The sequence below is a fragment of the Larkinella humicola genome, from assembly GCF_008727875.1.
Classification (GTDB): Bacteria; Bacteroidota; Bacteroidia; order Cytophagales; family Spirosomataceae; genus Larkinella; species Larkinella humicola.
Window position 1 is genome coordinate 1,649,684 of record NZ_VTWS01000001.1, and the last position, 24,598, is coordinate 1,674,281.

Below are 24,598 nucleotides of genomic sequence, written 5' to 3' on the forward strand. Positions count from 1 at the left end.
CACACCTGTCCCTATGAATCTGGAATTGCTTCTTTCTTATATCCAAAATAAACTTACCGACGATCTGTTCCAACTGGGACTTTACCAGTGCCTCCTGTCGTTTCTGGTAGCTTGTTTTGTAGCCGTTGTATCCATACCCGTTGTCATCAAAATTTCGGAGTTGAAGTTTCTCATGGAGAAACCCGGCTCACGCAGCTCCCACAAAACGGCCACCCCGACCTTCGGCGGGATTGCCATCTTTGCCGCCATTCTGATTAGTTATTTCCTCTGGCCGGCCATCGACCAGACCGATATTTACCGCACCAACCTGTCCATTGTCGGCATGTCGATTCTGTTTTTCATCGGCATCAAAGACGACATGGTGGGCATCGACCCCAACAAAAAGATTTTCTTCCAGGTGTTGCCGTCTTTGATTCTGATTTTCTTCGGAAAACTGCGGATCGACTATCTGTATGGTATTTTTGGTCTGTACCACATCAACGATGTGTTTTCGGTCATCATTACCTGCCTCATTTTCATAACGATCATCAACGCCATCAACCTGATCGACGGCATCGACGGCCTGGCGGGGGCCATTTCTACCCTGGCAGCGTTGACATTCGGAAGCTGGTTTCTGCTCACCAATCACTTTGCGATGGCGTGTCTGGCGTTCACCTTGTCGGGCGCACTGGTCGGTTTTCTGCGGTTTAATTTTTCGCACACCAGCAAGATTTTCATGGGGAATACCGGATCGCTCATTCTGGGCTTCCTGCTTTCGTTTTTTGCCGTCCGGTTTATCAACCTGAACAACTCGTTCCGGTTCGATCCGACCTCGTTTTTCAACGCGCCGATCATTGCCATCGTGGTGCTGATCGTTCCGATTTTCGACACCCTGCGGGTTTTTCTGGTGCGGATCATGGCCGGTCGTTCGCCTTTCTCGGCCGACCGCAACCACATGCACCACATCATGATCGACAACGGTCTGACGCACGCAGCGGCCACGGCGGTGCTTTGCACGATTTCGCTGGTGAATACGGTTCTGTTTTTCCTTTTTCACCGCGACATCACCAACACGGTTTCGCTGTTTATCCTGATCGGGATGTTTTTCCTCTACATGGCCACCGGCGTTTTTCTGAAGATGCGGGCGCGCGTTCAGGCTATTGACAAGCAACGCCGGAAAGGCCTCTACGCCAGCCAATTGGTCAATGCCCTGTCTGGAAAAAACTTTTTGAGATACCTGTAAGCAACGGCTCCGACGCCGGTCTTCGCCAACAAACGGGGTTCTCGTTTGTTATACGTCCATACTTAAAATGGACGAACCATGGAAAATCAGACCAAAGGAGACTCGGCCGCCGATTCCCCTAAACCCGGCAATTACCGTCAGTCGCAATCAATGGAAAATGAGGATGGCCTGCCGCCCCTCACTGAAGCGGATACGGCTCCGATGTATACCGATCTGGGTCTAGGCTCCGAAGATACGTACAACAAAGGCGACGACGAAGCCACGGATACGCTGCTGTATACCGACACCCACACTGCCATCAACACCGCCGAAAACCGCTCCAACTCGCTGGCCTACGAAGGCGACATCGACGATTTGACGATGGAGATTGAGCCGGATGATCAATAATTTATAGTTTAGAGTTTGTGGTTTATACTGGCTGGCGCACAAAATCGCGTATTTGTCACTATAAATCACAAACTCTAAACTATGAACCAATTACGAATTCGTCTTCCCTTCACTCTTCAACTTTCCCTTCATGGCTTTCCGAAGCTTTTCTACTTTGGGCAGTGACACGCTTTGAATATAGGGCTGATTGGGGTGCAGTCTGCAATAGTTCTGGTGATAGTTCTCCGCCGGATAAAACTCCTTCAACGGCAAGACTTCCGTTACTACCGGGTTTTTGTAGTGTTTGGAGCCATTGGTACGCTGAATAGCGGCTTCAATGGCCTGTTTCTCGGCAGGAGTGCGGTAAAAGGCTACTGAACGGTAATCGCGACCGACATCCGGTCCCTGGCGATTGAGGGTCGTGGGATCATGACCGGCGAAAAAAGCCTCTAACAGATCGTTGTAGCTGATTACATTCGGATCATAGTAGACCTGAACCGATTCGGCATGACCGGTTTCGTCGGTTCCTACCTGCTCATACGTTGGATTTTTCACGAAGCCCCCGGCGTAACCCGAAATCACTTCCCGAACGCCTTTCAGTTGGTCAAAGCCTTCTTCCTGCGCCCAGAAACAGCCGCCGGCAAAGGTCGCTACCGCTTCACCGGGTTTCAGAACCGGTAGTTTAGCCGGGTTGGTATCCTGCGTTTTTGCAGGCGTACATCCCACCAGGAACAACAGACTCAACGCAACAATTTTGATGGATTTCATAACAAAGATTGGTTTATAACTTTCTGAACAAATTCCAGCGAAACGCCGTTCAGGCCAGCCGGACGGCAGAGACCAGACAACTACCTTATCGTTTCGTCACCGGAGTTGTGACTTGCTGCGTCTGCACCACCACCTGAACGGTTACTTCATTTCCCATCAGCAGACCGGATTTTCCGACCTTGTAATCCAGCCGGTTGAGCGTAAACTGACCCGAGAATGTAGCTGTCATGCCTTTCTGGACAATGGTGAGCGGAATCGTTACGGCGCGGGTAGTGTTTTTAATCGTCAGTTCAAACGTGCCGGTGTAGGCGTCATTTTCCTGCCTCTCAATGCGGGTAGAGCGCAAACTGATCCGGGGGTAGGTCGCTGCGTCGAAATACTCCTTTTTTTTCAGGTGATTGTTCCGCAGACCAATACCGGTTTCGAGGGTCCCGGTTTCCACACTCGCTGAAAGCTGCGTTTTTCCGGGCATGGCCGGATCAAAAATCAGGTCTCCCGAAAAACCGCCGAAGGTTCCGGTGACGGTTAGACCCGCGTTTCGGATGCTGAACGTCACCGTTGCTTTGGTGGGTTTCCAGTTGATTTGTGCAACCGCGCACAGGTCGATCAGCAGGACCGTAATCAGGGTTAGAAAGGCGTTTTTCATCTTAAAAATGGTAGGCTAACGCCAACATCGGCATGGCATTTTTACTGCGAAACCGGTCGTTCTCGAAGGTCAGTTTGCGGTCGGTGGTATACTCTACGAACTGGAAACCAATACCACCCCGCAAACTCACTTTCGGCGTAAACCGATACCGCACATACGCTTCCGAGTTCAGACTGCCCCGGTCGCTGTCGCTGATCAGCAGGATGTTAAACCGGGTTGGGCTGGCGGGTTGCACCGTTCCACTCAGCGACGACCGCGCCGGGTCATTGGCGTAGAAAACCCCACTTTGCGACCCACCCAGCGTCACCCCAATGGCGTCGATGTTGATGCCGACCTCAAACCGCTGCGTCAGGGCGAACTCGATGTGAATGCTGGCGTTGAGCGAGGTAGTACGGGTGCGGTTTAGCTGGAGCGTGTCCAGGTTGGTGAGAATGTTCTCGGTAAACAGTGCGACGATGCTTTCGGTGCCGGACGTTAGCCGGGCCGGGGCCGTGATGTAGTCGAGTCTGCTGCCGAAAGCCGAGGTGAGCCGCAATCCGTAGCCCAGCCGAAATCGGTTCGAACGCCCGATGCCGTGCAATTGGCTGATCGTCAGTGCCGCCGTACCGAAATCAGGTTTGGCCGCAACACTCAGATCAATCGTTCGGGTCAGCGGTTTGTGGGGTGACTGTGCCAGGACGACCACGGGCAATGACAGGAGAAAAAAGACAAGGAATCGTTTCATAACGGTTCGGGTTAAAAGGCTATTGTAGTTTGGCGTGGCCGTATAAAACACTGTAGGCCTTGCACCAGATCAGGATGGTCCGCTGGCGGGACGGATTGAAGGATGCCGGAGCTTCCAGAAAAAAGGAACCGGTATTGGTTAATTTCTGTACTTCGATGAAATTGGTCAGGCTGGTATCTTCCGCGAGGTAAATCCGCAGATCCGGCCCGCCATCCGTACTGAAATTCTCAAACAGAATCGTTCGTTTCCCGGCTTTCTCATACACTTTCACCGTTCCTTTCACCGTATGGACATTGTTCATAAACATGCCTTCCACGAGCAGTTGCTGCCCTGTTGCGTCGAATAGTTTGGTGTTATCGGTTGTGCTGACCGGCTTGTCAACCGTCCCGACCGGCGTCAGTTCCGGGTCTTTGGCACAGCCCGACAGTCCACCCAAAATCACCAGCCAAACCACAAACTGCCGCCAGCGCCCCGGATACCGGATGGTGGCTACCACCTGTCGGTAGCTGACGGCCAAAACGTACAGACAGGTGACCAATACCGCCAGGGCATAGGCAAACAGCAACCCGCCATCGCCCTGAATTTCAATGCCTAAAACCGTCAAATGGGCACCAATAGCTCCAATCATGATGCCGACGCCCAGCAACGCCCCCATCCAACTGGTTCGGGGAATCAGCAGCAAAACCGACGCGAGGAGTTCGGCCCCCCCGCTGGCAATCCGCCCGCCGGGCTCCATGTTCAGGGTTGAGAAGATATAAACACTTTCGGGAGCGGCTGTAAATTTGAAAAACAGCGTCTGGAGCATGATACCAGCGGCCACAAGCCGGGCCAGCCAGAGTACAAGGGATGAGAGTTTCATAGCGAATGAGAGATGGAGTGAATGAGATAAAATGGATTGTAGCCGACGGTTAACTCACCAGGTTTTTTTCCGATTGAGCGGTAGACGGTCTTTTTTGGTGAGCCACCGTAGCGTGAGCCACTCCGAAATGAGCCGGTATCTGAACGTGCGGAAAAACCGCTTCCAGGCCAATGCGAATGATGGCACTGTGGTGAATCGCGTGTTCGATGTTGTAGAGCAATTCGCGGTAAAAAGTCGTCAGAATGGCCACATCGGGGATCGCGTCCGGCGAATACGACGCTTCCAGGTCCAGCAGGCGGTCTTCCGTACAACAGGCCAATTGGGCAATCATCTGCTGAATGGCAACCACGGCTTCTGCCGGGCTATTTTCCAGTGACTCTTGCCGAACCCGGCGGTCGTAATTAAGGTAACCGGTGTGGTAGGCCGTCAGCGAAAGTGCATAAAATTCGATGATGTGCCGCAGGTGTTTCCCCACCGAACTCCCCATCAGCAAATTGAGTGGACGCGTGTATTCGTGGGGTTCAAGTTGGGCGATCACCGCCGTGAGCTGGCTCAACAGACGGGCCGAAGTGTCCTGTAATTTCATGAAAGGTCAGGCGTGGAAAAGTCGGTTAGTTGCTTAGTAGTTTTTGCCAGTTCTGATCCGCTTTTCTTTGCAGATTTGGCTCGTCTTTTTGCCACTTGGGCAGTGTATTGTTGAAAAAAGTGTGGTAGAACAGGTACAGCCGACCGTCGCGCACCTCGAACGTTTCCGGATCGATCTCCACTTTTTCGCCCGAATCGCCCATAGCGTAGGCACACCAGCCGCCGTAGGCCGGAGCATACGATTCGGGGGCTTTCAGGAACCGGTCCCGGTTGGCAACCGACGCAAACCGATACGTGGCTCCCTGATACTGGGTAGAAATCGTTTTCTGGCCTTTTGTGGCTTTTTTTGCCGTGAAATAGGCTACCGGGTCGTAGCCCTGAATGGCCAGCCCTTCGTCTACGTTGGCGTGTTTGGCAAGCATGGCCTCCCGCTGGGCCTGTGCCGCCGAAAACGTCAGGAGCCAAAGCAGACTGCCAATGAGAAGATGGGCAAACGGGGTCCGCGCCCGGATTAGGTGGGTGTTCATGTTTTTCAAGATTCGTCATCAATCAGGTGAACTCCCTATCCAGTAGCCAAATAACATGCCCTACGGTGCCAGATCCCTGAAAACACCGCCAGCAGTCCGGAAAGCGGTTTTTTAGAACGTTGTCCTGAGTTCCCGGACGAACTGCCGGTTTTGATATGTCGGGAGAGTCACGCTATTTCGGGAATATGAACCGGAATTACGGCACCGGCATCAGCCTGCTTTAACCCGATGCAATGAGTAGAAGCGTATTTACGGCCGCAAAGGGCAACGGAATGAATTTTGCGGTTAACTTGGTCAATGAAATCGTTTGTAATTCTGCTGATCATCATCCTGGATGTCCTGACCGGGGCTGCGTATAGCCAGCCCGCGGGGGTGCCGTTTATCCAGCATTACGCCCCCAAAGTCTACCAGGCTCACCCCGAAAACCGGGCCATTGCGCAGGATAACCGGGGCGTTTTGTACTTCGGCAACCAACACGGTCTGCTGGAATTCGATGCCAGTACCTGGACACGATTACCCGTCACCGGCACCAACGCCCGCGCCGTAGCAACCGACACCGCCGGCACGGTTTACATCGGAACCGACACGAACTTTGGCTACCTCAAAACCGACCAAAGGGGCGTAAACCGCTACGTTTCCCTCAGCGATCAGTTGCCCCCGGCCGAACGCACGCTGCCCAAAGTAGCCCGGGTGTTCTGTACAGATATGGGCGTTTATTTTAGCACATCTCAAAAAATATACCGCTACCTGCCCGGTCAACCTATGACCATCTGGCCCATCCCGGCCGGCATCCGGCACGTTAGTGTATTGAACAATACGGTATTTTTGCAAACCCGGAACGGCGGTTTTTTCCGCCTGAACACCGCCCGATCCGGATCTGGTGCCCTGGAGGTGCCCCCCGGAACCGAGCGGCTGACCACCCAAACCATCGAGTCGGTTTTGCCGTTTCCCGGCGATCATCAGTTGCTGGTAGTTACATGCCAGGGTGGGCTTTTTCGCTATGACCCATTGAAAGCCAGCGTTTCACCGTTTCCGACGCAGGCTGATGACTGGCTGCACCAGGCTCGTGTCAGCCGGGCCATTTACATTCCCAATCCCGAAGCGGGCACGCACCAGTACATCATTGGAACCGCCCGGGGCGGGGTCCGGATTCTGAACCACCAGGGACAGGAACTGCAACGGATCGATGAAAGCAACGGGCTGCGTCGGAATGCGGTTCTGAGTTTGTTTCAGGATCGTGAAAAGTCGCTCTGGATTGGCACCGGCAGTGGCCTCGACCGCGTGGAAACCAACCTGCCTGTCAGCCGTTTCGAAAGCAGCCTGAACGTCCGTTCCACGGTTTGGGCCATTCGTAGGCACGCGGGCGTACTCTACATCGGAACCGGTTTGGGCGTATTTTACTGGAACAACCCGACCCACCGTTTTGAAATGGTATCTGGTACCGACGCATCCACTACAACTTTACTAACCGATGGAACGGATTTACTGGCAGGTGCGGCAGGCTACATCTGGCGAATTCGGCAGAACCGGATTGTAGAAACACTTCCGACTGAAAACCAGACGGTTCATGCCCTCCTCCGGCCCCGCCAGAAACCGAATCTGCTGCTGGCGGCTCTGGGCAATGGGCTCCGGCTCTACCGGCGTGAAGACAACCGCTGGCAGGAGACAGGCCGGGTACTGAACCTCCGGGATGAATGTGTTTCGCTCGCCGAAGCAGCCGATGGAACCATCTGGGTTGGGACCCGGCACAACGGTTTCTTTCAACTCGATAAAGACCTGATCCAGACCCTCTTTCACTCGAATTTCGGGGTTCGTCCGGCAACCGGAAGCTACGTTTTCCCGACCTCCGACGGATTGCTGTTTGCCGCCGGTGGCCGTCTGTACCGTTTTGATGCCCGCACCAAACAGTTCGCAATCGATCCGAAATTCAGTGCCCTTCTCGCCAAATCCTCCTCCGATGCCCCTTCCCTTGCCGAAGACCACCAGCGCAACCTGTGGTTTGCCACACCTTCAGTGGCCCTCCGCCGAAGCGCAGCCGGAACCTGGGAGTGTGACAGCCTGAGTCTGAAACCGATCAGTCGGGGTGGCTACGCCATCTATCCCGATCAGAACGGGCTGGTCTGGCTGGGCAATGACGAGGGACTGTTCCGGTACGACGGCGCCCAGATGACCATGCCCCCCGATTATCCGGCTTTGATCCGGGCCGTCCGGTTGCAGGCCAATGATTCCCTGCTGTATGCCGGGGGTAGCATTCCCGCCGGTCAGGGCCGGTTGACGTTGCCCTATCGGTTCCGGGCTTTGTCGTTCCAGTTTGCCGCCACCAGTTTTGTGGGCGACAATGAAAATGAGTTTCAGTACAAACTCTCCGGAAATGCCCAGATGGCCGACGATACGGTTTGGTCGAAATGGGGTCGGGAAACGCGCAAAGACTACACCAACCTGCCCCCCGGCCCGTATACCTTCCTGGTTCGCGCCCGCGACTCCTACGGTCAGTTGAGCCGGGAAAGCCGCTTTTCGTTTGAAATCACCCGCCCCTGGTTCCGCGAACCCTGGGCCTACGCGCTTTATATTCTCATCGGTTGTTTCCTGATAGCGGTCTTTGTCCAGTATTACACCCGCCGGTTGATGCGGGAAAAACTGAAACTCGAAGCCCTGGTGGACGACCGTACTGCGCAGGTGGTTCAGCAAAAAGAGGAGCTGGTGGCACAATCGGCACGTTTGCAGATGGCGAAAGAAACCGCCGAAGCGGCCAACCGGGCGAAAAGTGAATTTCTGGCCAACATGAGCCACGAACTCCGGACGCCCCTCAACGGCATTCTGGGTTTTACGCAACTGCTCCAGCGCGACACCAACCTGAGCAGCGGTCAGCAACGCGGTTTGGGCATTATTCGCACCAGTGGCGAACACCTGCTGACGCTGATCAACGAGGTGCTGGATATTGCCAAAATTGAAGCCCGGCGGTTCGACTTTCAGCAATCGGCGGTAGCCCTGCCCGCGCTTCTGGCGAACGTGTCGGCGTTCTTCCGAATCCGGGCCGAAGAGAAAGGGCTGGCGTTTACCTACCGGGTAGAAACGCCCCTGCCGGCGGTGGTTTCCGGCGACGAAAAACGCCTGACACAAATCCTGAACAATCTTCTGAGCAATGCCGTAAAATTTACGGAACAAGGTACCGTCGAGTTGGTTGCTGGCAGTCAGGAAATCCGCCCCGGCCAGTTCCGGGTGGTTTTCCGGGTCAGTGATTCGGGGATCGGCATTCCGGAAAACCGCCTGACCGAGATTTTCCAACCTTTCTACCAGGTGCGGGACGGAAAACAGTTCATCGAAGGCACCGGACTCGGTTTAGCCATTTCGGATAAACTGGTCGAGTTGATGGGCGGCAAATTGAGTGTTGTCAGCACCCCCGGAAAAGGCAGTATGTTCACCGTCAGCCTGCCGTTGTCGGCGGCCCAGCGTGGCCCTGCACCGGAAACTACTCACCCGGATCGACGCCGGATTCTGGGCTACGAGGGTCTGCAACGGCGGGTGCTGGTGGCCGACGACAACGCCGACAACCGGCTGGTGGTGGTGTCACTCCTCGAAACACTGGGTTTCGTCGTCCTCGAAGCCATCGACGGACGGGTCGCTATCGAGCTGGCGATCCGCCAGAAACCGGATCTGATTCTGATGGATCTGGTGATGCCCAACCTCAACGGTTTTGAAGCCCTGCAACAGCTCAGCGCCCGGAAGGAACTGGCGCACACCCGAATTATTGCGTTTTCCGCCAATGTTTTCGAACAGAACCAGCAGCGTTCGCTCAGCGAGGGCTTCGATGATTTTGTCGCCAAACCCGTCGATGTAGATAGTCTCCTGGTTAAAATCGGGGAGCAACTGGCTTTGCACTGGCGATACGCGGCTGATAATTCCGAAACAGGAAAGCCGGTAACCTCCCCGCCGACTGACACCGCTGAACTGGTCATTCCGGGCCATGACGACCTGAATGCCTTGCTGGACAAGGCCCGGCAGGGTGACATTCGAAGCATTCTGGATAAACTATCCGACCTTGAAGTACACGATTCCGCGTTCGGTCCGTTTGCCAATCGCTTACGCCACTGGGCCGCGGAGTTTGATACCCGACAAATCCGGGATTATTTAACCCAACTCCTCGCCAATCCCTAATCTTATGTCCGCCAGTATTCTTGTCGTTGACGATACGCCCCACAACATCAGCATTTTATTCGATGCGCTGACCCATTATGGGTACCGCGTGCTGGCCGAGCGCGACGGAAAAAGTGCCCTCGAACAGGTTCGTCACGCCCGGCCCGATCTGATTCTGCTCGACGTGATGATGCCCGGCCTGAACGGTTTCGAGACCTGCCGACAGCTCAAAAACAACCCCACAACCGCCGACATTCCGGTGATTTTTATGACCGCCCTGACCGAATCCATCGACAAAATCAACGGGTTCAACATGGGTGCTGTGGATTACATCACGAAACCGTTCCAGTTGCCCGAAGTTCTGGCGCGGGTTCAAACGCACCTGGCGCTGCGGCAAATGCGTCAAGATCTGGAGAAACTCAATGAACAGCTCGAACAGCGGGTTCAGGAACGAACCGAAGCCCTCAGCCGCGCCCTGGCCGAACTGGAAACGCTGAAAGATCAGCTTCAGGCCGAAAATTCTTACCTCCGCGATGAGATCAGCCAGACCAGTGGTTTCAGCGAAATCGTAACCCAAAGTGCACCCTTCCGGCGTGTATTGACCAAAATAGAGCAGGTGGCCCCCACCAATACGACGGTGCTGATTCTGGGCGAATCCGGTACGGGCAAAGAACTGCTGGCGCGGGCCATTCACGAACACAGTAGTCGGAAAAACAAACCGCTGGTGAAGGTCAACTGCGCAGCTTTGCCGCCTACGCTCATCGAGAGCGAGCTGTTCGGTCACGAAAAAGGAGCCTTTACCGGCGCGACCAGCCAGAAAACCGGGCGATTTGAACTGGCCCAGAACGGCACTATTTTTCTGGATGAAATCGGTGAAATGCCCCTCGACCTGCAATCCAAACTGCTGCGGGTGTTGCAGGAAGGCGAATTTGAGCGCGTCGGCGGCACCAAAACCCTGCGCGTCAATGTTCGGGTGCTGGCGGCTACGAACCGCGATCTGGAAGTCGAAATTGAAAACGGCCGCTTTCGCGAAGATTTGTATTACCGGCTGAATGTGTTCCCGGTTAAAAGCCTGCCCCTTCGCGAACGAAAAGAAGACATTCCGCTGCTGGTGCGGCACTTTTGCGACAAACACGGTCCCGATCTAAACCGCCGGATCGAGGTCATTCCGACCCGCGTGATCGATATGCTGACGGCGTACAACTGGCCCGGCAACATCCGTGAACTGGAGAACATCATTGAACGCTCATTGATCAGTTCGACCGGCCGACAACTCGAACTCGGCGACTGGACGGGCAACGACTGGCGCGACCGCAAGAATCCGCTGGCCCGTAAAGTAACGCCCCTGACGCTGGAAGAATGCGAGCGCAACCACATCATCACCGTGCTGGAATCCACCCACTGGAAAGTCAGCGGAGATCACGGGGCCGCCCGGATTCTGGATGTCATTCCAACCACGCTCGAATCGAAGATGAAAAAGCTTGGCATTACCCGACCCTGATCCCCTTCACTCCTCCTGAAATGTCCTGACATTCCTGAAATACCGTAACCAACGCTGTTCTACCCTAGCCACAGAAAGCCACCTAACCATTTAATCATCAAACCATTACACAAACCTTAAACGACTGGCATATGGCTTGATTACCAGATAGTATCTGTTAATTAAGTTGCGCCATGTGTACCGTTTCTTACCTTCCCCTGGCAAAGGGTGCGTATTTGATCACCGCCAGCCGCGACGAAAAAACCGCCCGGCCTTCCGCGCGTTTTCCCGTCAAATCGACGCTCAATGGACAAGCGGTTTATTTCCCGCAGGACCCCCAGGGACACGGTTCGTGGATTGCCACGGCCCACGAACCCGGTTTTACGCCTACCACGGTTTGCCTGCTGAACGGTGCTTTTCAGGCGCATACGGCCCATCCGCCCTACCGCCACAGCCGGGGACTGGTGGTTCTGGAGGTGTTCCGGTATGCCTCTCCGGGCGAATGGCTGGCCGGTTTTGATTTTAAAAACCTCGAACCCTTTACGCTGCTCATCCTGCAACCGGGGCAACTTTGGGAAGTGCGCTGGGATGGAAAAACCGCCCACAGCCGCCAGCCTGACCCGGCTCAACCCGCCATCTGGTCGTCTTCGACGCTCTACACGTCCACCGTGGTTGCCCGTCGCGAAGTCTGGTTTCAGACGTGGCTCCGGCAACAAACGCAGTTTACCGTGGCTGGCATTCGCCAGTTTCACAAGCAGGCCGGCCGGGACGACCCACAGAATGCGGTGTTGATGAACCGGGGAGACGGGATGCAAACCCTCAGCCTGACCACCGTTCGGCACTGCCCGGACCACACCGAGATTTTCTACGAAGACCTGACAACGTCCCGATTCCTGTATCAGCAACTAACGCCATCCCATGAACTTACTTACGTCCACTGAACGTCTCCGCCCCCCGGTTTCCGCTGCGGTTCCGAGCTGGGCCGACCGGCTCAACCAGCGGGTAGACCGGTTTCTGATTCGGCTCCGGCACTGGGAATACTGGCCTTTTTCCGTGGTCTATTTCCCGGTAATCATCTACTACGGCTGGCTCGCGCTCAAGGCCCGTTCCTGGTTTTTCTTTTCGGCCAGTAACCCCGGCATTGAATCGGGCGGGATGCTGGGCGAATCGAAAATGGACATTCTGAACCGCATCGACGCACATTACAAACCGAAAACCCTGTTTTTCCTCCAACCCACCATCGATGCTGTTCTGGATCAGATGCTGCTAGCCGATTGCTGGTTCCCCATCGTGGCCAAACCCGACCGCGGAGAGCGGGGCTGGCGGGTCGAAAAGCTCCATTCCGTCGCCGAATTGACGGCGTATCTGAACGATACGCCGGCGGATTTAGCCCTAATCGTGCAGGAATACGTCGATGAACCACTGGAACTGGGCGTGTTTTATTACCGGATGCCAGGCCAGCCGACCGGAACGGTTTCTTCCATCGTGGTCAAGGAGTTTCTGTCGGTGGTGGGTGATGGAACATCTACGATGCTGGAATTACTCCGGCGGAATCCCCGCGCCCGGCTTCAATTGCCGGTGTTGATGGAACGGTATGGCGAACGGTTAACCTATGTGCCGGAACCCGGAGAAACCCCGATGCTGGAGCCCATCGGCAACCACTGCCGGGGTACGAAGTTTCTGGATGGTAATCATCTGATTACGCCGGAACTGGTGGCGGTTTTCGACCAGATCAGTCAATCGGTAGACGGTTTTTACTACGGTCGCTACGACCTCCGCTGCCGCTCAATCGACGATCTTCTGCGGGGGCAAACCATCCGGATCCTGGAACTCAACGGAGCAGGTGCCGAACCGGCGCACATCTACCAACCCGGCTCTTCGATCCGGACGGCCTGGCGGGTGTTGCTCCGACACTGGCAGGTGTTGTATGCCATCAGCCGGTCCAACCACCAACGCGGTGTGCCGTATATGACTTTCCGGGAAGCCCGAACCATTTACCGCCGTATTCAACGGGACAAAACTACCAGACCGTCATGATGCTGTTCGCCGGAAATTTTGTGGTCGGCTGGGTGGTCAGTTTTCTGGGGTCTCTGCCGCCGGGTGTTCTAAACCTGACCATCATTCGGGTATCGTTGCGGCAGGGTCTTCGGGCGGCTCTCGAATTTGCTCTGGCCTGTACCCTGATCGAGTTCATGTATGGCTACATCGCGGTGTGGCTCACGGAACAGATCTCACAATATGCCTTTTTTAAATTTCTCACCGACGGGTTCACCCTGCTCCTGCTGTTGATTCTGGGGCTTTACTACCTCCGGAAACAAAGCCGCCCGCCGACGCCCGCCGACCGAACCGCAACCCGCGCGTTCGGGTTGGGTCTTGGCCTGAGTGTCATCAACGTGGCAGCTTTTCCGTTCTGGCTTTTTTATACAGTATTGCTCACCCAGAAAGGCTGGGTCAGCCTGGCGGGTTCACCGTCGGTTCTGGTGTATGTGCTGGGGATTGCGCTGGGAACCCTGACCGGTTTGTGGTTTTTTGTTGGCGTAAGCCAGCGTCTGAATACTTTTCTGGTGGCCCACCTTCACCGGTTCGACCGCCTTATGGGCTGGCTGTGTGTGGGCTTGGCCATTGTTCAGGGCCTGGTACTGGCATCGAACCAATGAGTTTTTTAACGATTGTTCTACTAACCCCAATTCATCATGCAACGCAATTTTGTCCGGTTAACCATTGTTTTTTTGTTCTTTGTTTCCACGGTTTTTGCCCAGAAACCCGTTATCTTTTCAACTTCCGACAAAGCCCTGGGTGGCTATGACCCGGTGGGTTATTTTACCGAAGGGAAACCCGTTTTAGGGGCCGATTCGCTGACCTGGACGTGGCAGGGCGCCCACTGGCATTTTGCCAGCGAAAAAAACAAAGCAGCTTTTCAGGCTGAACCCGAACGGTTTGCCCCACAGTACGGCGGGTATTGTGCCTTCGGTATGTCGAGGGGTTACAAAGCTCCCACGCAACCCGATGCCTGGACGATCGTCGATAACAAGCTCTATTTTAATTACAACCAGAAAGTGCGGACGGAATGGAACAAGGACCGGCCTGGTTATATTCAGAAAGCGGATACGAATTGGGTTGAGGCAAGAGAGAAGAAATAGAGTCGGGACGAAACGGCTACGCGGTTTCGTCCTGGTATTTTTTTAGCAGATTGTGAAACCATACGCGGTCATTGTCTACCAGTTTGATATACAGCCGGAGATTACCTACTGCACTTTCGTACGTAAATTTCCGGCTGGCATCGCCTTTTCGGAGCGCGTATTTCACCATTTTATCGACTACCTTAAAGAACCGGTCTTCATCGTCTCTCGCAAATTTTTCATCCCAGAACAAGACCGTTGGGGAAGCCTCCGACGGCTTAAATGACAACCTGAATTTTGTCAAACCCATTTCTAATGTTTCCATAGCAGTTCACCACTTCGGCGATTTTTTCATCGTTTCCCAGAAGGTAGGCAATTCATTTGGCATAACCTAATAATCAGACTTTTAACGATGCTGCTCTATTCACAAAAAGGGGTTATCAAGGCTCGTTGATATTCTCTTTCCAGCCCGTGCATGCCACTGGTTAGCGGTAAACCGTCGAAAGCGGCCAGGGGCAGGTCGGTCCGTTTCCCCTCGTTATCGACCAGAAACGCCGAAAGAAGCCGACATCCTGAACTGGCAAAATAATTTAAAACTTCCATCAGGTGTTCCAGCTCATTGGAGTAGAGTCGGCAGGAACGGTTTTTCCCTTGTGAATAGCAAAGCGAAAAGTAAAGCCACATTGGGTTGAGTAGAATAAGTAGGCAAGCTAACCGGGGTAGTATACGTTTGTCGGCCGTAAGATAGTAGAAACTCCCGGAACCCGTATCCAACGACCGCTTTTTTTGTAAATAGAATTTCTTCCCGAAAATGGCGCCCCCTGTGTCATGGCGGCTGTCTTTGATTGCAATTCCCGGAGAATCGACTATATTTAGAGACGCAAAAAACCTTCTTCGATCATGAAAAAAGCGGCCGGTATTGGGTTAATTCTTCTCTCCTTCTCCTTTGTCTACATGTCGGTTCAGGTCTATGCCAACGAGGAGGCCATGCGGGTGATCGATGAATACGGCTGGATGGCCGTCGTGGCCAAAATCGGTAGCGTCATTCTGTTTACCTACCTGGCTTTTACGTCGCTGATGCGGGGAATTTCCCTCATTCGAGAAGAGTAAAATGGGGCTGGCTGTAGGGTATGTTCGGCGAATGCTGTAGCTTGCGGCCCATTTGTTTTCTATGAAAAGATACGGATTTATGTTACTGGCCTTGGCCTTGCTGGCCGGCAGTTGTCAACAGGCCGAACAGACGCCCTGCGACCCAGCCATTCCTACCCTCCAGGCACCCCAGGCGGAAATCACGGCCTTGAAAAAGTACATCGACTCCAGCGGCATTTCGGCAATGGCCGACGGTCGGGGGTTTTACTACAGCATCCAAGCCCCCGGCACCGGAACCAAACCAACGCTGTGTTCTGCCGTGACCGTCAATTATGTAGGAAAACTGACCAACGGAACCACCTTTGACAGTTCAAAAAACATCACCTTTGGTTTAAACCAACTCATTGTGGGCTGGCAGGAAGGCATTCCGCTCATTGCTCCCGGTGGCAGCATTACGCTGTATTTACCCCCCAGTTTAGCGTATGGCGCACAGGCCCTGAACGGAATTCCGGCCAATTCGATTCTGGTGTTTACGATCGACCTCATCCAGAGTAATTAGGAACGCCTTCGACCCAATCAGCCGCCTTGAAGGTGTTGGGCAAAAACCGCTTTGACTCTTGCCCACATGGCGTCGGACAGCACGTGGCCCTGTCCCGGCTCGATAAAGGAAGTGAAGTTTCCGGCGGCACCGGCTTTCTGGTACGCCTGTGCAATCCGGGGAATGGCCTTCCGAACAAAGTCAATCGGTGAGCCCGAGTCTTCTTCTCCAAAGTTTAAGTGCAGAACCCGGGGCGCAATGAGGGCCGCGATGTCGGGTGTATCGCCATACTGAAGCCAGCCCGGCACGAAATTCGGAAAGCAATGCAGCAGGTGTTCGTGCTCGATGGCGGCATAGGATGGCAAACAACAGTTCCCGACGATGCATTTCAGGCGGTTTTCGAGCGGCCCCACCAGCCAGGAGTGGGTCGATCCCATCGAGTGCCCGTAACAGCCAATCCGGTTGGCGCGTACTTCCGGACGGCTACTGAGGTAATCGACCGCCCGGCGCATTTCCAGCACATTTTTCCAGGCCATACTGCGCCCCCGGACCACCTGGCGCAGAAACTCAAAGCGTTCATAATCCCCTTTTTTCAGCTTTCCGGTTGGGTCCTGCCTTTCCTCGAAACAAAGCGCATCGGGACACAACACGACGTAGCCCTCGCGCACTAGCGCCACGGCGGTATGGTGCATCGGATTACCGGCCAGACCCGCCGGCTCGGATTTGCCCAGGTGATATTCGCCATTGTGCTGGTGCCAGACGGCAATGGCCGGGGCCGGTTTTTGAGCCGTCGCCGATTCCGGGATTAACAACAGCGCCGGAACCCGGTCGTTGGGCTCCACCTCGTAGGTGATCGACTCAATGCGGTAGCCGTCATTCGGCATCGTTTCCCGGAGTTGCGGCAGCAAGGGTGAGGCTTTTGGAAAGGGCCCGCCGAGGCAGGTCTGGTAGTGTTTCCGCAAGGTCTCGGCCGACAAAATCGGGGGGGTGGGTTGCAAACCGTCCGCCATTGGCAAACTACCGGCGGTGGAAAGCACGCCAAGTCCGCCCATCAGTTGCGACTTCATAAAATTCCGTCTCGTGTGTTTCATGGTGAGAAAACCGGTTACCACGTCCAGATCTGAAACGAGGTGAATTGCTGAAATTATCACAAAAAGTGACTAGTCGATTCATGGGTGACGTTTTACCGGAAAAAAATATTTCCTCCTTAAAAACATTTTTTTCCGGGGCGGGTTTTGTAATTGTAAATCGCGACTAAGCGGGGTTACTGTGAAAGGTGCCTGATTGAAAAAATAACCGTTTCATTAGCGATATCATAGGGCCAGAGGACTTCCGTCGTCTGGCTTTTTTTGTACGATCTGATTCAAAAAACACAGTCACCAAAACCGTACTCCTTATCTGCCAGAATCATGTTACTTGACAAATCAATTCCGTTCACGTTTTTGTTTCGAAAAATTCGCCGGGAGGCTATGCTGGTATTTCTGTTTGCCAATGTGGTCGTTTTGGCCAAGTACTTTTTTCACCTCAGGTATTTGACCATTCCCATTGCGATTCCGACTTTGCTGGGCACCTGCATTTCGCTGCTTCTGGCTTTTCGCACCAATCAGGCTTACGACCGCTGGTGGGAAGCCCGGATTATCTGGGGCGCCATCGTCAACGACAGCCGCAGTCTGATCCGGCAACTCCAGATGTTTCTGCCCGTAACCCCCAACCAACAAATGATCATTCACGCCTTTGTGCAGCGGCAATGCGCCTGGTGTTTTGTGCTGGGCGATTCGCTGCGGGGGCATGAAGTTGAACGGCGGTTGCATGAATTTCTGACCCCGGCCACCGTCGAGTCCATTCTGGCAACCGACAACCGACCCAATGCGCTGATGCTCGAACACGGTTTAGCCGTCGGCCAGCTTTACCGAACCGGGCAATTATCGGATTATCAAATGGTGCAGATCAGCACCACGCTGAACACCCTGACCGACTCGATGGGTCGCTGCGAACGGATTAAGAACACGCCTTTTCCGCGTACTTATACGTTCAACTTGCAATTGTTCATCTATCTTTTTGCCGCCATTTTACCATTCTGTTTCGAAGCGGATCTGTATTACCTGGATGTGCCGCTGGTGACGCTGATTTCCTGCGCCTTTCTGCTGCTCGAAAAAAGTGCCGTTCAACTCCAGGACCCGTTTGAGAACCAGCCAACCGATACCCCGATGACGTCGATTGCGCGCACGATTGAGATCAACCTCAAAACCATGACGGATTATAAAGAAATACCGCCAAAACTGCTTCCCTACGATTATTACACCCTGTGATTTTAGGCCTTACATCCGATAATCCTTTACACTTTCGCTTTTCACCCTAAATCCCCAAAGACCGGGCAGGAGCCGTCGGTTCGGCCAAAAGAATCGGCTATTCAACCCTGTATAGACCTTAACCAAAGGCCGGCCCCCAACTCCGGTCAAAAAAAATCGAACGGCGTGGCAACGATCGTGGCAAATATCCCGTATGGGTAGGTAACGCTACCCTACTGCCATCGAAACCCATGACGCGCTTTGAATTTTTAAAATCATTAGGCTTTTCCGGGGCGGCCCTGCTGGTTGCCATGACTTCCTGCATCCACGAAGAGGACACGGTGGTGGATGCCCTGACCCTGGCGGGTCCGCAAAGCACGACTCCTGCTTCGTCGACCACCGCCACGCCCAGCAGCGGTACGGTGACCACCCCAGGCACAAGCACCACCACATCTGGTACCGATCTGAGCACGATAGCCAGCCGCCTGTTAACAATTGACCTGACAAGTTCGGCAGCAACTGCCCTGAAAACCGTCGGGGGTTACCTGGCCCAAAGTGGCATTGTTGTCGCACAGGTCAGCGCAGGGGTATATGTCGCAGTTACACAAACCTGCAGCCATGAACCCAAGAAAAAAATCATCTTCAACAAAACTGAGTTTTACTGCACCGAGCATGGGGCCCGCTTCGACTTGACCGGCAAAGGCAAAAACAGTTTTGGCAGCAAAGGCATCACCGTCTACAAAACCGCCACCGACGGAAAAACGCTGGTTGTTTATAATTCGTGAATCCCAACACGCCCCTTTTTCATTCATCCAACTAAAAACCTATGAAAGTCTTCCTTTTATCCGTCCTGGCGTTCTTCGCCGTGTCGGCCCCCCAGTGGCAGCTCAACCTGGATCAGGCAAAAGCTGAAGCGGAAAAGAGCCACAAACTGATTTTACTTAATTTTTCGGGTTCCGACTGGTGCGGACCGTGTATCAAATTAAAAAAAGACATTTTCGAATCCGAAGCCTTTCAGGTATTTGCAACGGATCACCTGGTGCTGGTACGCGCCGATTTCCCACGTCTTTCCAAAAACAAACTGGATGCCCGGCAGGAAGCTCATAACGAGGCACTGGCTGAAAAATACAACAAGAAGGGAAAATTCCCCTTTACGGTTCTGCTCGACACCAGCGGACGGGTATTGAACGAATGGGATGGCTATTCGCCGTCCATGACAGCATCGTCGGTCATGGCGTCTATTCAGGCGGCAAACGCCGGGCAGAACGAATGAAATCCGCCGGACTTCTTCACCAGCGAATCCAGCGACTTATGGGGAATCGCTTCGAATTGAGCGTCGTGAGTCCCGACGCTGACTGGGCCAACGCCTGCATCGATGCGGCCATTGCCGAAATTAGCCGCATCGAACGGCTGTTGACCACTTTTGACGAAGGTAGCCAGACCAATCAGATCAACGCTGGCGCAGGCATCCGGGCTGTTCCGGTCGATCCGGAAGTCTTTGCACTCATTCAACGGTCGCTGCGGCTGTCGGCCCTGACCCAGGGCGCGTTCGACATCACCTACGGCTCGATCGACAAACGACTCTGGAACTTTGACACAACCATGACCGCGCTACCCGATCCGAAAACCGCCCGGCAGATGGTGCGGCTCATCAATTACCGCAACGTGGTTCTGGACGAAAAGAACACCACCGTGTTTCTGAAAGAACGGGGAATGCGGATCGGTTTTGGCGGGATTGGAAAAGGGTATGCTGCCGAACAGGCAAAGCGACTCCTGCAATCGCTGGGCGTCGGAAGCGGCATTGTCAATGCCGCCGGCGATCTGACCACCTGGGGCCTGCAACCGAACGGCGAACCCTGGACCATCGGCATTGCCGACCCGGACGCGGCCCGAAACGCAACCGCCGGACGGGCCTTTTCTTACCTGAGCATCAGCAATATGGCTATTGCAACCTCGGGTACGTACGAAAAATACGCCATGATCGGCAATCGGCGCTACTCCCACACCATCGATCCGAAAACCGGCTATCCGGTTTCCGGGATTAAAAGCGTGACGATCATCGCCCCCAATGCCGAGTTGGCCGATGCCCTGGCTACGCCCGTGATGGTGATGGGCGTCCGGGTCGGGCTCGATCTGATCAACCAGATGCAACACCTGGCTTGCATCCTCATCGATGACCACGATCACGTGTATACGTCAACCAACATCCGGCTGGTCAAGTCGGCGACTCTCTGAAAACCACTCTGACTTGTTTTACTTACCTATGCTAAACCAACGAATCATCCCCGCAACGAGGCTGGCACTGGCGCTGCTTGGCGCAGGCCTGTCGGGCTGCGTCTCCGTCAAGGAATACCAGAAAAGCCGCATCAACGATGCCGACATGGAACTCTCAGCACGAAAATCAGAAAAGTTTGAGCAGAATTTTTACCTCTACCGCGAAGGTGCAGCCGGTGCCAATGGCGGAAAAAGCGGAGGAGGCTGCGGCTGTAATTAACCACCCCTATGAAAAAAATCTGTCTGTCCGTTGGCTTGCTGCTGAGCCTGATGCGGACCGGGTATGCGCAGGAAGCTCCTGCCTACGAAAAGCGGAAACTGAAGGTGGAAGAAATCAACCTGGTATCGAGCTACTATGAACAGTCGGGCCAGAATTCGGCCGTAACCGGCGGCATTGGTTCAGAATCCCTGCGCGATTTTGCCCAGTCGCTCGACGTGGTGCTGACTACCACCGACCGGCAAAACCGGCGGCACAGCCTGGTTTTCGACCTGAATATTGATCACTATACTTCCGCTTCGTCCGACAAAATCGACCCACTGACGATCTCGTCGGCCTCCCGGAGTGACACGCACGTGTATCCGTCGCTGTCGTGGAGTATGCGCGACGACGTCCGGCGGGTTACCAAAGGCATTTCGTTTGCTTATTCGACGGAGTATGATTACAAGTCTTACGGTGTGAGCGTCAGTTACAGCAAGTCGTCGGTCGATAACAACCGGGACCTAACGCTGAAAGCCGGGGCCTTTTTCGATACCTGGACGGTAATACTCCCCGCCGAACTCCGCCCTGAGGGCTACGGTTCGGGGGCAGAAGGTGACATGGACCCGGTTGACCACAAACCGCGTAATTCCTACAACGCCAGTGCGTCCGTTTCACAGGTGATCAACAAACGTCTACAGGCTTTTTTGACGCTCGAACCCTCGTTTCAGCAAGGGCTCCTGAGCACGCCCTTTCACCGGATTTATTTCAATGAAGGTTCCGAAACCGTTGAACGATTGCCGGGTTCACGCCTGAAACTGCCTCTCGGCCTTCGCGTCCATTACTTCCTCGGCGACCGCGTAATCATTCGTTCGTTCTACCGGTATTATGCCGACAATTGGGGCATGCAGGCGCATACCGTCAACCTGGAAACGCCCATCAAGCTGACCTCCTTCGTGTCCATCAGTCCATTTTATCGCTTCAGCAAACAGACGGCGGTTCGGTATTTTGCCGCCTACGGCCAACACGCCACCACCGAGCGGTATTACACCAGTGATTACGACATCTCGGGGTTTACCAGCCAGTTTCTGGGTATGGGCATTCGGCTGGCTCCGCCGGGCGGTTTGCTTGGCATCAACCGCTGGCAGAGCGTCGAACTCCGCTATGGTCGCTACAGCCGCAGCACTGGCCTGACGGCCAACAGCGTAACCTTGCTGGCGAAGTTCAAGTAGACCCTTGCAATTGATGCGAAAAGTCGTGCAGATTCTTATCTTTGGTAACCGGGTCTTCTGACGTAAACCCGTTGGGAATAGTCCGCTCCCGGTTTCACAAAAGTCCGAACCCATCTGTCCTCTTAATCGACCAATCTGCATGGAAGAAAGTGAAATTCTAGCCAAACTGCCTCTGGTTTTCACGGAGTCGGCACTTCGTCAGGAAATGCTGACCCACGGAAAATTCCTAAAAGTTAACAAAGACGATACCCTGATTCGGGAGGGGCAATACCTGGACTTTCTGCCCATCGTCATCAAAGGCGAAATCCGGGTTTTCCAGCAAAAAGAGGATCGGGAAATTCTGCTCTACTACGTTCGGGAAGGCCAGACGTGCATGATGTCACTTTCAGCCGCGTATTTCAACCACACCAGTTCGTCCTACGGGGTGGCCACCAAACCGTCCGAAATTTTCGTTTTTCCCACCCGGCTCGTCAACGAATGGCAACTGAAATATTCTTCGTGGAACGCCTACCTGATCCAGACCTTTCGCAGCCGCTACGATGAATTGCTGGGATCGTTTGAAAGCGTCGCGTTTGATCCGATCGACAAACGGGTTCTTTCTTACCTGACCGAGCGGGCCAAAAAAGAAAATACCGCCCAAATTGCCATTTCGCACCAGAATCTGGCGTATGAACTGGGCACCACCCGGGTGGTTATTTCCCGCATCCTGAAGGGGTTTGAACAGCAGGGCAAAGTCAAATTGTTCAGAGGTTCAATTCAGCTAAAATAATTGAGGGCTTGTGTATCTTTTGATACCGTTTTTTAGCGGTGGACGGGTATAGATTTGTACCAACCAACCGCTAACAGGATGAAAACCTACTATACCCTGATTGCCTTCATTCTATCCATCGCCAGCATGCAAGCACAATCCAACTCCGGCACAACGCCAGCCCGGAAGCTGACGTTTCTCATTCACGTTACGCAAAGCCAGGACCCCACCCGGGCTGCCCTGGCTTTTCTGGTGGCCAAAACCGCCCTCGACGAAGGCCACACGGTCAATCTTTTTCTGGCGGGCGATGGCGTAAAGTTGTTACAGGATGAAACTCTCAACCAATTGACCGGTTTGGGCACCGGCAACCTTCGTGAACATTACGATGCCATTGTAAAAGGAAATGGGCGGTTTTACCTGTCGGGCAACTCCGCGAAAGCCCGGGGCATGACCGCGGCTGACCTGAAAGACAAACCGGCTGAATTTGCCTTGCCCACCGTGCTGATCAGGCTGGCCACGGAGAGCGACCGCCTGTTTACGTATTAACCATTCCAAACTCCATAAAACCATGAAAACTCTCCATTGCCGGGACGTTGGCTTCGATTGTGAAGGCGTTATCAACGGCACCACCGACGACGAAGTATTGCAACAGGCGGCTGAACATGCCTTGACGGTTCACGGCCTGACGGTTACGCCGGAAATAGCTGAACAGGTCAAAACGTTGATCAAAGAGGAAGCCTGATAACAGGTTGTCGGAAGGGTCCGTAAAGAGGTACCGCTCCCGAACGAGCAGGGAGTCTTCTTTACTTAGCAATCGGACGAAACGGGGCACGGCTAGTTTCCCTGTTTCGTCCTTTTATTTCGCCGGCGCAGGGTACCCCCCCGACTGAAGGGAGCCGGAAGTCACCGAATTTGATTTTGAGTAGAAATAATTAAGCAAACATGGATTGATTCCGGCCCGGCCTGACGGTCGTGTATCAAAACAAGAAAGGTTGAACGAATTCCAAAACTGCCGCCATTCGTCCACCTATTCAGGCCATTTGTTGGACAAAAGCCCTGTCATTTTGCGATACTTTTGCCGAAACAAATGACTGATTGATGGCAAATGTTCTCAAAAAAGCCGTATCGCAGCTAATCGATAAACTTTCAACGCCTTCACACGTCGTGGCCATTCGGGCCTGGCAACCGGCCACGCTGTATGAAGTCGACGTTCACCTTCCCACCACGGCAATGGAAAAATGGACCACCATCCAACGCTTGAAATGCAAAGTCGCAGAGTTTGAATACCGGGATTATACCCCGGCCATCTGGAAGGCCGGAGAAAGAATTTGCACCCTCTATATCCAGGCCGGACACGACGGAGCCGGAAGCCGCTGGGTTCAGCGCCTAAAAAAGGGCGACAAGATCCCCTTAGGCGTTGCCCACGCAGCCCAGGTGCCGACGAAAGAAGGGAGAATCCTGTGCCTGGGCGACGGCACTGCGATCGGGCATTTTTTAGGGATGAAGCAGTTAACCGACCGAAAACGGTTTCCGATGGAAGTCGTGATCATACTGCCTGAAATTTACCAGCTACCGTCCACCCTGATAGCGAATAATCCCGAATTTGAATTTATCTTCAACCCGCACGGAAACAGCCTGGAAACCCTGGAACAATGGGCGCTTTCAAAAGAGTTGAGCGCGTATACCTCGGTATATCTGGCAGGCCATACGCCCCTGGTGAAAAGCTTGCGAAAAAAGCTGAAGGCAATACCGGACGTACCGGCGACATTCCAGGCCCACGGGTTCTGGTCATAAAAAAGCAGC

The 24,598-nt window shown here is 54.0% G+C and carries 29 protein-coding genes; 20 read left to right on the forward strand and 9 right to left on the reverse strand.

The window, feature by feature from the left end; all coding sequences use genetic code 11:
* Positions 1-13 precede the first annotated feature (13 nt).
* Entirely contained in the window at positions 14-1,222 is a 1,209-nt protein-coding gene (locus F0P93_RS07040) for a glycosyltransferase family 4 protein (RefSeq protein WP_150875617.1), read from the forward strand.
* 78 nt (positions 1,223-1,300) lie between these two features.
* Complete coding sequence (locus tag F0P93_RS07045) at positions 1,301-1,609, forward strand: hypothetical protein (protein WP_150875618.1); 309 nt, start codon at positions 1,301-1,303, stop codon at positions 1,607-1,609.
* Between the two features lie 90 nt (positions 1,610-1,699).
* Here F0P93_RS07045 and msrA read toward each other — a convergent pair whose 3' ends face one another.
* From msrA to F0P93_RS07075, 6 genes are all read right to left on the reverse strand, one after another.
* Positions 1,700-2,356 carry a peptide-methionine (S)-S-oxide reductase MsrA gene (msrA, locus tag F0P93_RS07050; protein ID WP_150875619.1) on the reverse strand — a complete coding sequence of 219 codons (657 nt, stop codon included), beginning with the start codon at positions 2,354-2,356 and terminating at the stop codon, positions 1,700-1,702.
* Positions 2,357-2,441: 85 nt separating this feature from the next.
* On the reverse strand, positions 2,442-3,002 hold the full coding sequence (locus tag F0P93_RS07055) for a YceI family protein (RefSeq protein ID WP_150875620.1): 561 nt from the start codon (positions 3,000-3,002) through the stop codon (positions 2,442-2,444).
* A gap of 1 nt (position 3,003) precedes the next feature.
* Positions 3,004-3,726, reverse strand: coding sequence for a hypothetical protein (locus F0P93_RS07060; protein WP_150875621.1), 723 nt, complete (start codon positions 3,724-3,726; stop codon positions 3,004-3,006).
* A gap of 19 nt (positions 3,727-3,745) precedes the next feature.
* Positions 3,746-4,585, reverse strand: a complete 840-nt coding sequence (locus F0P93_RS31965) for a DM13 domain-containing protein (RefSeq protein WP_150875622.1) — start codon at positions 4,583-4,585, stop codon at positions 3,746-3,748.
* 49 nt (positions 4,586-4,634) lie between these two features.
* On the reverse strand, positions 4,635-5,171 hold the full coding sequence (locus F0P93_RS07070) for a hypothetical protein (RefSeq protein ID WP_150875623.1): 537 nt from the start codon (positions 5,169-5,171) through the stop codon (positions 4,635-4,637).
* A gap of 25 nt (positions 5,172-5,196) precedes the next feature.
* Entirely contained in the window at positions 5,197-5,697 is a 501-nt protein-coding gene (locus F0P93_RS07075) for a YHS domain-containing (seleno)protein (protein WP_150875624.1), read from the reverse strand.
* Between the two features lie 297 nt (positions 5,698-5,994).
* Here F0P93_RS07075 and F0P93_RS07080 point away from each other — a divergent pair, with 297 nt between their 5' ends.
* The 6 genes from F0P93_RS07080 (at position 5,995) to F0P93_RS07105 (ending at position 14,451) form a co-directional block, all read left to right on the forward strand.
* Complete coding sequence (locus tag F0P93_RS07080) at positions 5,995-9,852, forward strand: hybrid sensor histidine kinase/response regulator (protein ID WP_150875625.1); 3,858 nt, start codon at positions 5,995-5,997, stop codon at positions 9,850-9,852.
* Positions 9,853-9,856: 4 nt separating this feature from the next.
* Positions 9,857-11,332 (forward strand): sigma-54-dependent transcriptional regulator, encoded by a 1,476-nt coding sequence (locus F0P93_RS07085; protein ID WP_150875626.1) that lies wholly within the window; start codon positions 9,857-9,859, stop codon positions 11,330-11,332.
* Between the two features lie 173 nt (positions 11,333-11,505).
* Positions 11,506-12,252, forward strand: coding sequence for an NRDE family protein (locus F0P93_RS07090; protein WP_150875627.1), 747 nt, complete (start codon positions 11,506-11,508; stop codon positions 12,250-12,252).
* Complete coding sequence (locus tag F0P93_RS07095) at positions 12,230-13,348, forward strand: ATP-grasp domain-containing protein (RefSeq protein ID WP_150875628.1); 1,119 nt, start codon at positions 12,230-12,232, stop codon at positions 13,346-13,348. The genes F0P93_RS07090 and F0P93_RS07095 overlap by 23 nt, the downstream gene beginning before the upstream one ends.
* A complete protein-coding gene (locus F0P93_RS07100; RefSeq protein ID WP_150875629.1) occupies positions 13,345-13,968 on the forward strand; it encodes a LysE family transporter in 624 nt (207 codons plus the stop codon). Before F0P93_RS07095 ends, F0P93_RS07100 begins: the two co-directional genes overlap by 4 nt.
* 36 nt (positions 13,969-14,004) lie before the next feature.
* Positions 14,005-14,451 (forward strand): YHS domain-containing (seleno)protein, encoded by a 447-nt coding sequence (locus tag F0P93_RS07105; RefSeq protein WP_150875630.1) that lies wholly within the window; start codon positions 14,005-14,007, stop codon positions 14,449-14,451.
* Between the two features lie 16 nt (positions 14,452-14,467).
* Here the strand turns inward: F0P93_RS07105 and F0P93_RS07110 are convergent, their stop codons facing one another.
* Together F0P93_RS07110 and F0P93_RS07115 are read right to left on the reverse strand one after the other, a co-directional pair.
* Positions 14,468-14,755 carry a hypothetical protein gene (locus F0P93_RS07110; protein WP_150875631.1) on the reverse strand — a complete coding sequence of 96 codons (288 nt, stop codon included), beginning with the start codon at positions 14,753-14,755 and terminating at the stop codon, positions 14,468-14,470.
* Between the two features lie 95 nt (positions 14,756-14,850).
* Positions 14,851-15,114: a hypothetical protein gene (locus F0P93_RS07115; RefSeq protein ID WP_150875632.1), complete on the reverse strand. Its 264-nt coding sequence runs from the start codon at positions 15,112-15,114 to the stop codon at positions 14,851-14,853.
* A 216-nt stretch (positions 15,115-15,330) separates the two neighbouring features.
* On the opposite strand from F0P93_RS07115, the gene F0P93_RS07120 reads away from it, so the two are divergent.
* Together F0P93_RS07120 and F0P93_RS07125 are read left to right on the forward strand one after the other, a co-directional pair.
* The gene (locus F0P93_RS07120; protein ID WP_150875633.1) at positions 15,331-15,540 is read left to right on the forward strand and encodes a hypothetical protein; all 210 of its coding nucleotides are present in this window, start codon (positions 15,331-15,333) and stop codon (positions 15,538-15,540) included.
* 79 nt (positions 15,541-15,619) lie between these two features.
* Positions 15,620-16,078, forward strand: coding sequence for an FKBP-type peptidyl-prolyl cis-trans isomerase (locus F0P93_RS07125; RefSeq protein WP_225309391.1), 459 nt, complete (start codon positions 15,620-15,622; stop codon positions 16,076-16,078).
* 17 nt (positions 16,079-16,095) lie between these two features.
* Here the strand turns inward: F0P93_RS07125 and F0P93_RS07130 are convergent, their stop codons facing one another.
* Complete coding sequence (locus F0P93_RS07130; RefSeq protein ID WP_150875635.1) at positions 16,096-17,148, reverse strand: dienelactone hydrolase family protein; 1,053 nt, start codon at positions 17,146-17,148, stop codon at positions 16,096-16,098.
* A gap of 318 nt (positions 17,149-17,466) precedes the next feature.
* Here F0P93_RS07130 and F0P93_RS07135 point away from each other — a divergent pair, with 318 nt between their 5' ends.
* The 10 genes from F0P93_RS07135 to F0P93_RS07180 all read left to right on the forward strand — a co-directional run bounded on the left by F0P93_RS07135 (position 17,467) and on the right by F0P93_RS07180 (position 24,589).
* A complete protein-coding gene (locus F0P93_RS07135) occupies positions 17,467-18,366 on the forward strand; it encodes a bestrophin family protein (protein ID WP_150875636.1) in 900 nt (299 codons plus the stop codon).
* Positions 18,367-18,596: 230 nt separating this feature from the next.
* Positions 18,597-19,130, forward strand: coding sequence for a Rieske 2Fe-2S domain-containing protein (locus F0P93_RS07140; RefSeq protein ID WP_150875637.1), 534 nt, complete (start codon positions 18,597-18,599; stop codon positions 19,128-19,130).
* Between the two features lie 41 nt (positions 19,131-19,171).
* A complete protein-coding gene (locus F0P93_RS07145; protein ID WP_150875638.1) occupies positions 19,172-19,618 on the forward strand; it encodes a thioredoxin family protein in 447 nt (148 codons plus the stop codon).
* Positions 19,615-20,580: an FAD:protein FMN transferase gene (locus tag F0P93_RS07150; protein ID WP_150875876.1), complete on the forward strand. Its 966-nt coding sequence runs from the start codon at positions 19,615-19,617 to the stop codon at positions 20,578-20,580. Before F0P93_RS07145 ends, F0P93_RS07150 begins: the two co-directional genes overlap by 4 nt.
* Positions 20,581-20,608: 28 nt before the next feature.
* Positions 20,609-20,839 carry a DUF4266 domain-containing protein gene (locus tag F0P93_RS07155; RefSeq protein WP_150875639.1) on the forward strand — a complete coding sequence of 77 codons (231 nt, stop codon included), beginning with the start codon at positions 20,609-20,611 and terminating at the stop codon, positions 20,837-20,839.
* An 8-nt stretch (positions 20,840-20,847) separates the two neighbouring features.
* Entirely contained in the window at positions 20,848-22,047 is a 1,200-nt protein-coding gene (locus tag F0P93_RS07160) for a DUF3570 domain-containing protein (RefSeq protein WP_150875640.1), read from the forward strand.
* 139 nt (positions 22,048-22,186) lie between these two features.
* Positions 22,187-22,816, forward strand: a complete 630-nt coding sequence (locus F0P93_RS07165) for a Crp/Fnr family transcriptional regulator (protein ID WP_150875641.1) — start codon at positions 22,187-22,189, stop codon at positions 22,814-22,816.
* 78 nt (positions 22,817-22,894) lie between these two features.
* Positions 22,895-23,341 (forward strand): DsrE family protein, encoded by a 447-nt coding sequence (locus F0P93_RS07170; RefSeq protein WP_150875642.1) that lies wholly within the window; start codon positions 22,895-22,897, stop codon positions 23,339-23,341.
* Positions 23,342-23,363: 22 nt separating this feature from the next.
* Positions 23,364-23,537 carry a DUF1059 domain-containing protein gene (locus F0P93_RS07175; protein ID WP_150875643.1) on the forward strand — a complete coding sequence of 58 codons (174 nt, stop codon included), beginning with the start codon at positions 23,364-23,366 and terminating at the stop codon, positions 23,535-23,537.
* Between the two features lie 356 nt (positions 23,538-23,893).
* Positions 23,894-24,589, forward strand: a complete 696-nt coding sequence (locus F0P93_RS07180; RefSeq protein WP_150875644.1) for a ferredoxin reductase domain-containing protein — start codon at positions 23,894-23,896, stop codon at positions 24,587-24,589.
* The last annotated feature ends 9 nt before the right edge of the window (positions 24,590-24,598 follow it).

What these genes read in the sequence shown, in the direction of transcription:
- F0P93_RS07040 (WP_150875617.1), top strand. Translation starts at nt 14, where the DNA reads ATGAATCTGGAATTGCTTCTTTCTTATATCCAAAATAAACTTACCGAC.
- F0P93_RS07045 (WP_150875618.1), top strand. Translation starts at nt 1,301, where the DNA reads ATGGAAAATCAGACCAAAGGAGACTCGGCCGCCGATTCCCCTAAACCC.
- msrA (WP_150875619.1), bottom strand. Translation starts at nt 2,356, where the DNA reads ATGAAATCCATCAAAATTGTTGCGTTGAGTCTGTTGTTCCTGGTGGGA.
- F0P93_RS07055 (WP_150875620.1), bottom strand. Translation starts at nt 3,002, where the DNA reads ATGAAAAACGCCTTTCTAACCCTGATTACGGTCCTGCTGATCGACCTG.
- F0P93_RS07060 (WP_150875621.1), bottom strand. Translation starts at nt 3,726, where the DNA reads ATGAAACGATTCCTTGTCTTTTTTCTCCTGTCATTGCCCGTGGTCGTC.
- F0P93_RS31965 (WP_150875622.1), bottom strand. Translation starts at nt 4,585, where the DNA reads ATGAAACTCTCATCCCTTGTACTCTGGCTGGCCCGGCTTGTGGCCGCT.
- F0P93_RS07070 (WP_150875623.1), bottom strand. Translation starts at nt 5,171, where the DNA reads ATGAAATTACAGGACACTTCGGCCCGTCTGTTGAGCCAGCTCACGGCG.
- F0P93_RS07075 (WP_150875624.1), bottom strand. Translation starts at nt 5,697, where the DNA reads ATGAACACCCACCTAATCCGGGCGCGGACCCCGTTTGCCCATCTTCTC.
- F0P93_RS07080 (WP_150875625.1), top strand. Translation starts at nt 5,995, where the DNA reads ATGAAATCGTTTGTAATTCTGCTGATCATCATCCTGGATGTCCTGACC.
- F0P93_RS07085 (WP_150875626.1), top strand. Translation starts at nt 9,857, where the DNA reads ATGTCCGCCAGTATTCTTGTCGTTGACGATACGCCCCACAACATCAGC.
- F0P93_RS07090 (WP_150875627.1), top strand. Translation starts at nt 11,506, where the DNA reads ATGTGTACCGTTTCTTACCTTCCCCTGGCAAAGGGTGCGTATTTGATC.
- F0P93_RS07095 (WP_150875628.1), top strand. Translation starts at nt 12,230, where the DNA reads ATGAACTTACTTACGTCCACTGAACGTCTCCGCCCCCCGGTTTCCGCT.
- F0P93_RS07100 (WP_150875629.1), top strand. Translation starts at nt 13,345, where the DNA reads ATGATGCTGTTCGCCGGAAATTTTGTGGTCGGCTGGGTGGTCAGTTTT.
- F0P93_RS07105 (WP_150875630.1), top strand. Translation starts at nt 14,005, where the DNA reads ATGCAACGCAATTTTGTCCGGTTAACCATTGTTTTTTTGTTCTTTGTT.
- F0P93_RS07110 (WP_150875631.1), bottom strand. Translation starts at nt 14,755, where the DNA reads ATGGAAACATTAGAAATGGGTTTGACAAAATTCAGGTTGTCATTTAAG.
- F0P93_RS07115 (WP_150875632.1), bottom strand. Translation starts at nt 15,114, where the DNA reads ATGTGGCTTTACTTTTCGCTTTGCTATTCACAAGGGAAAAACCGTTCC.
- F0P93_RS07120 (WP_150875633.1), top strand. Translation starts at nt 15,331, where the DNA reads ATGAAAAAAGCGGCCGGTATTGGGTTAATTCTTCTCTCCTTCTCCTTT.
- F0P93_RS07125 (WP_225309391.1), top strand. Translation starts at nt 15,620, where the DNA reads ATGTTACTGGCCTTGGCCTTGCTGGCCGGCAGTTGTCAACAGGCCGAA.
- F0P93_RS07130 (WP_150875635.1), bottom strand. Translation starts at nt 17,148, where the DNA reads ATGAAACACACGAGACGGAATTTTATGAAGTCGCAACTGATGGGCGGA.
- F0P93_RS07135 (WP_150875636.1), top strand. Translation starts at nt 17,467, where the DNA reads ATGTTACTTGACAAATCAATTCCGTTCACGTTTTTGTTTCGAAAAATT.
- F0P93_RS07140 (WP_150875637.1), top strand. Translation starts at nt 18,597, where the DNA reads ATGACGCGCTTTGAATTTTTAAAATCATTAGGCTTTTCCGGGGCGGCC.
- F0P93_RS07145 (WP_150875638.1), top strand. Translation starts at nt 19,172, where the DNA reads ATGAAAGTCTTCCTTTTATCCGTCCTGGCGTTCTTCGCCGTGTCGGCC.
- F0P93_RS07150 (WP_150875876.1), top strand. Translation starts at nt 19,615, where the DNA reads ATGAAATCCGCCGGACTTCTTCACCAGCGAATCCAGCGACTTATGGGG.
- F0P93_RS07155 (WP_150875639.1), top strand. Translation starts at nt 20,609, where the DNA reads ATGCTAAACCAACGAATCATCCCCGCAACGAGGCTGGCACTGGCGCTG.
- F0P93_RS07160 (WP_150875640.1), top strand. Translation starts at nt 20,848, where the DNA reads ATGAAAAAAATCTGTCTGTCCGTTGGCTTGCTGCTGAGCCTGATGCGG.
- F0P93_RS07165 (WP_150875641.1), top strand. Translation starts at nt 22,187, where the DNA reads ATGGAAGAAAGTGAAATTCTAGCCAAACTGCCTCTGGTTTTCACGGAG.
- F0P93_RS07170 (WP_150875642.1), top strand. Translation starts at nt 22,895, where the DNA reads ATGAAAACCTACTATACCCTGATTGCCTTCATTCTATCCATCGCCAGC.
- F0P93_RS07175 (WP_150875643.1), top strand. Translation starts at nt 23,364, where the DNA reads ATGAAAACTCTCCATTGCCGGGACGTTGGCTTCGATTGTGAAGGCGTT.
- F0P93_RS07180 (WP_150875644.1), top strand. Translation starts at nt 23,894, where the DNA reads ATGGCAAATGTTCTCAAAAAAGCCGTATCGCAGCTAATCGATAAACTT.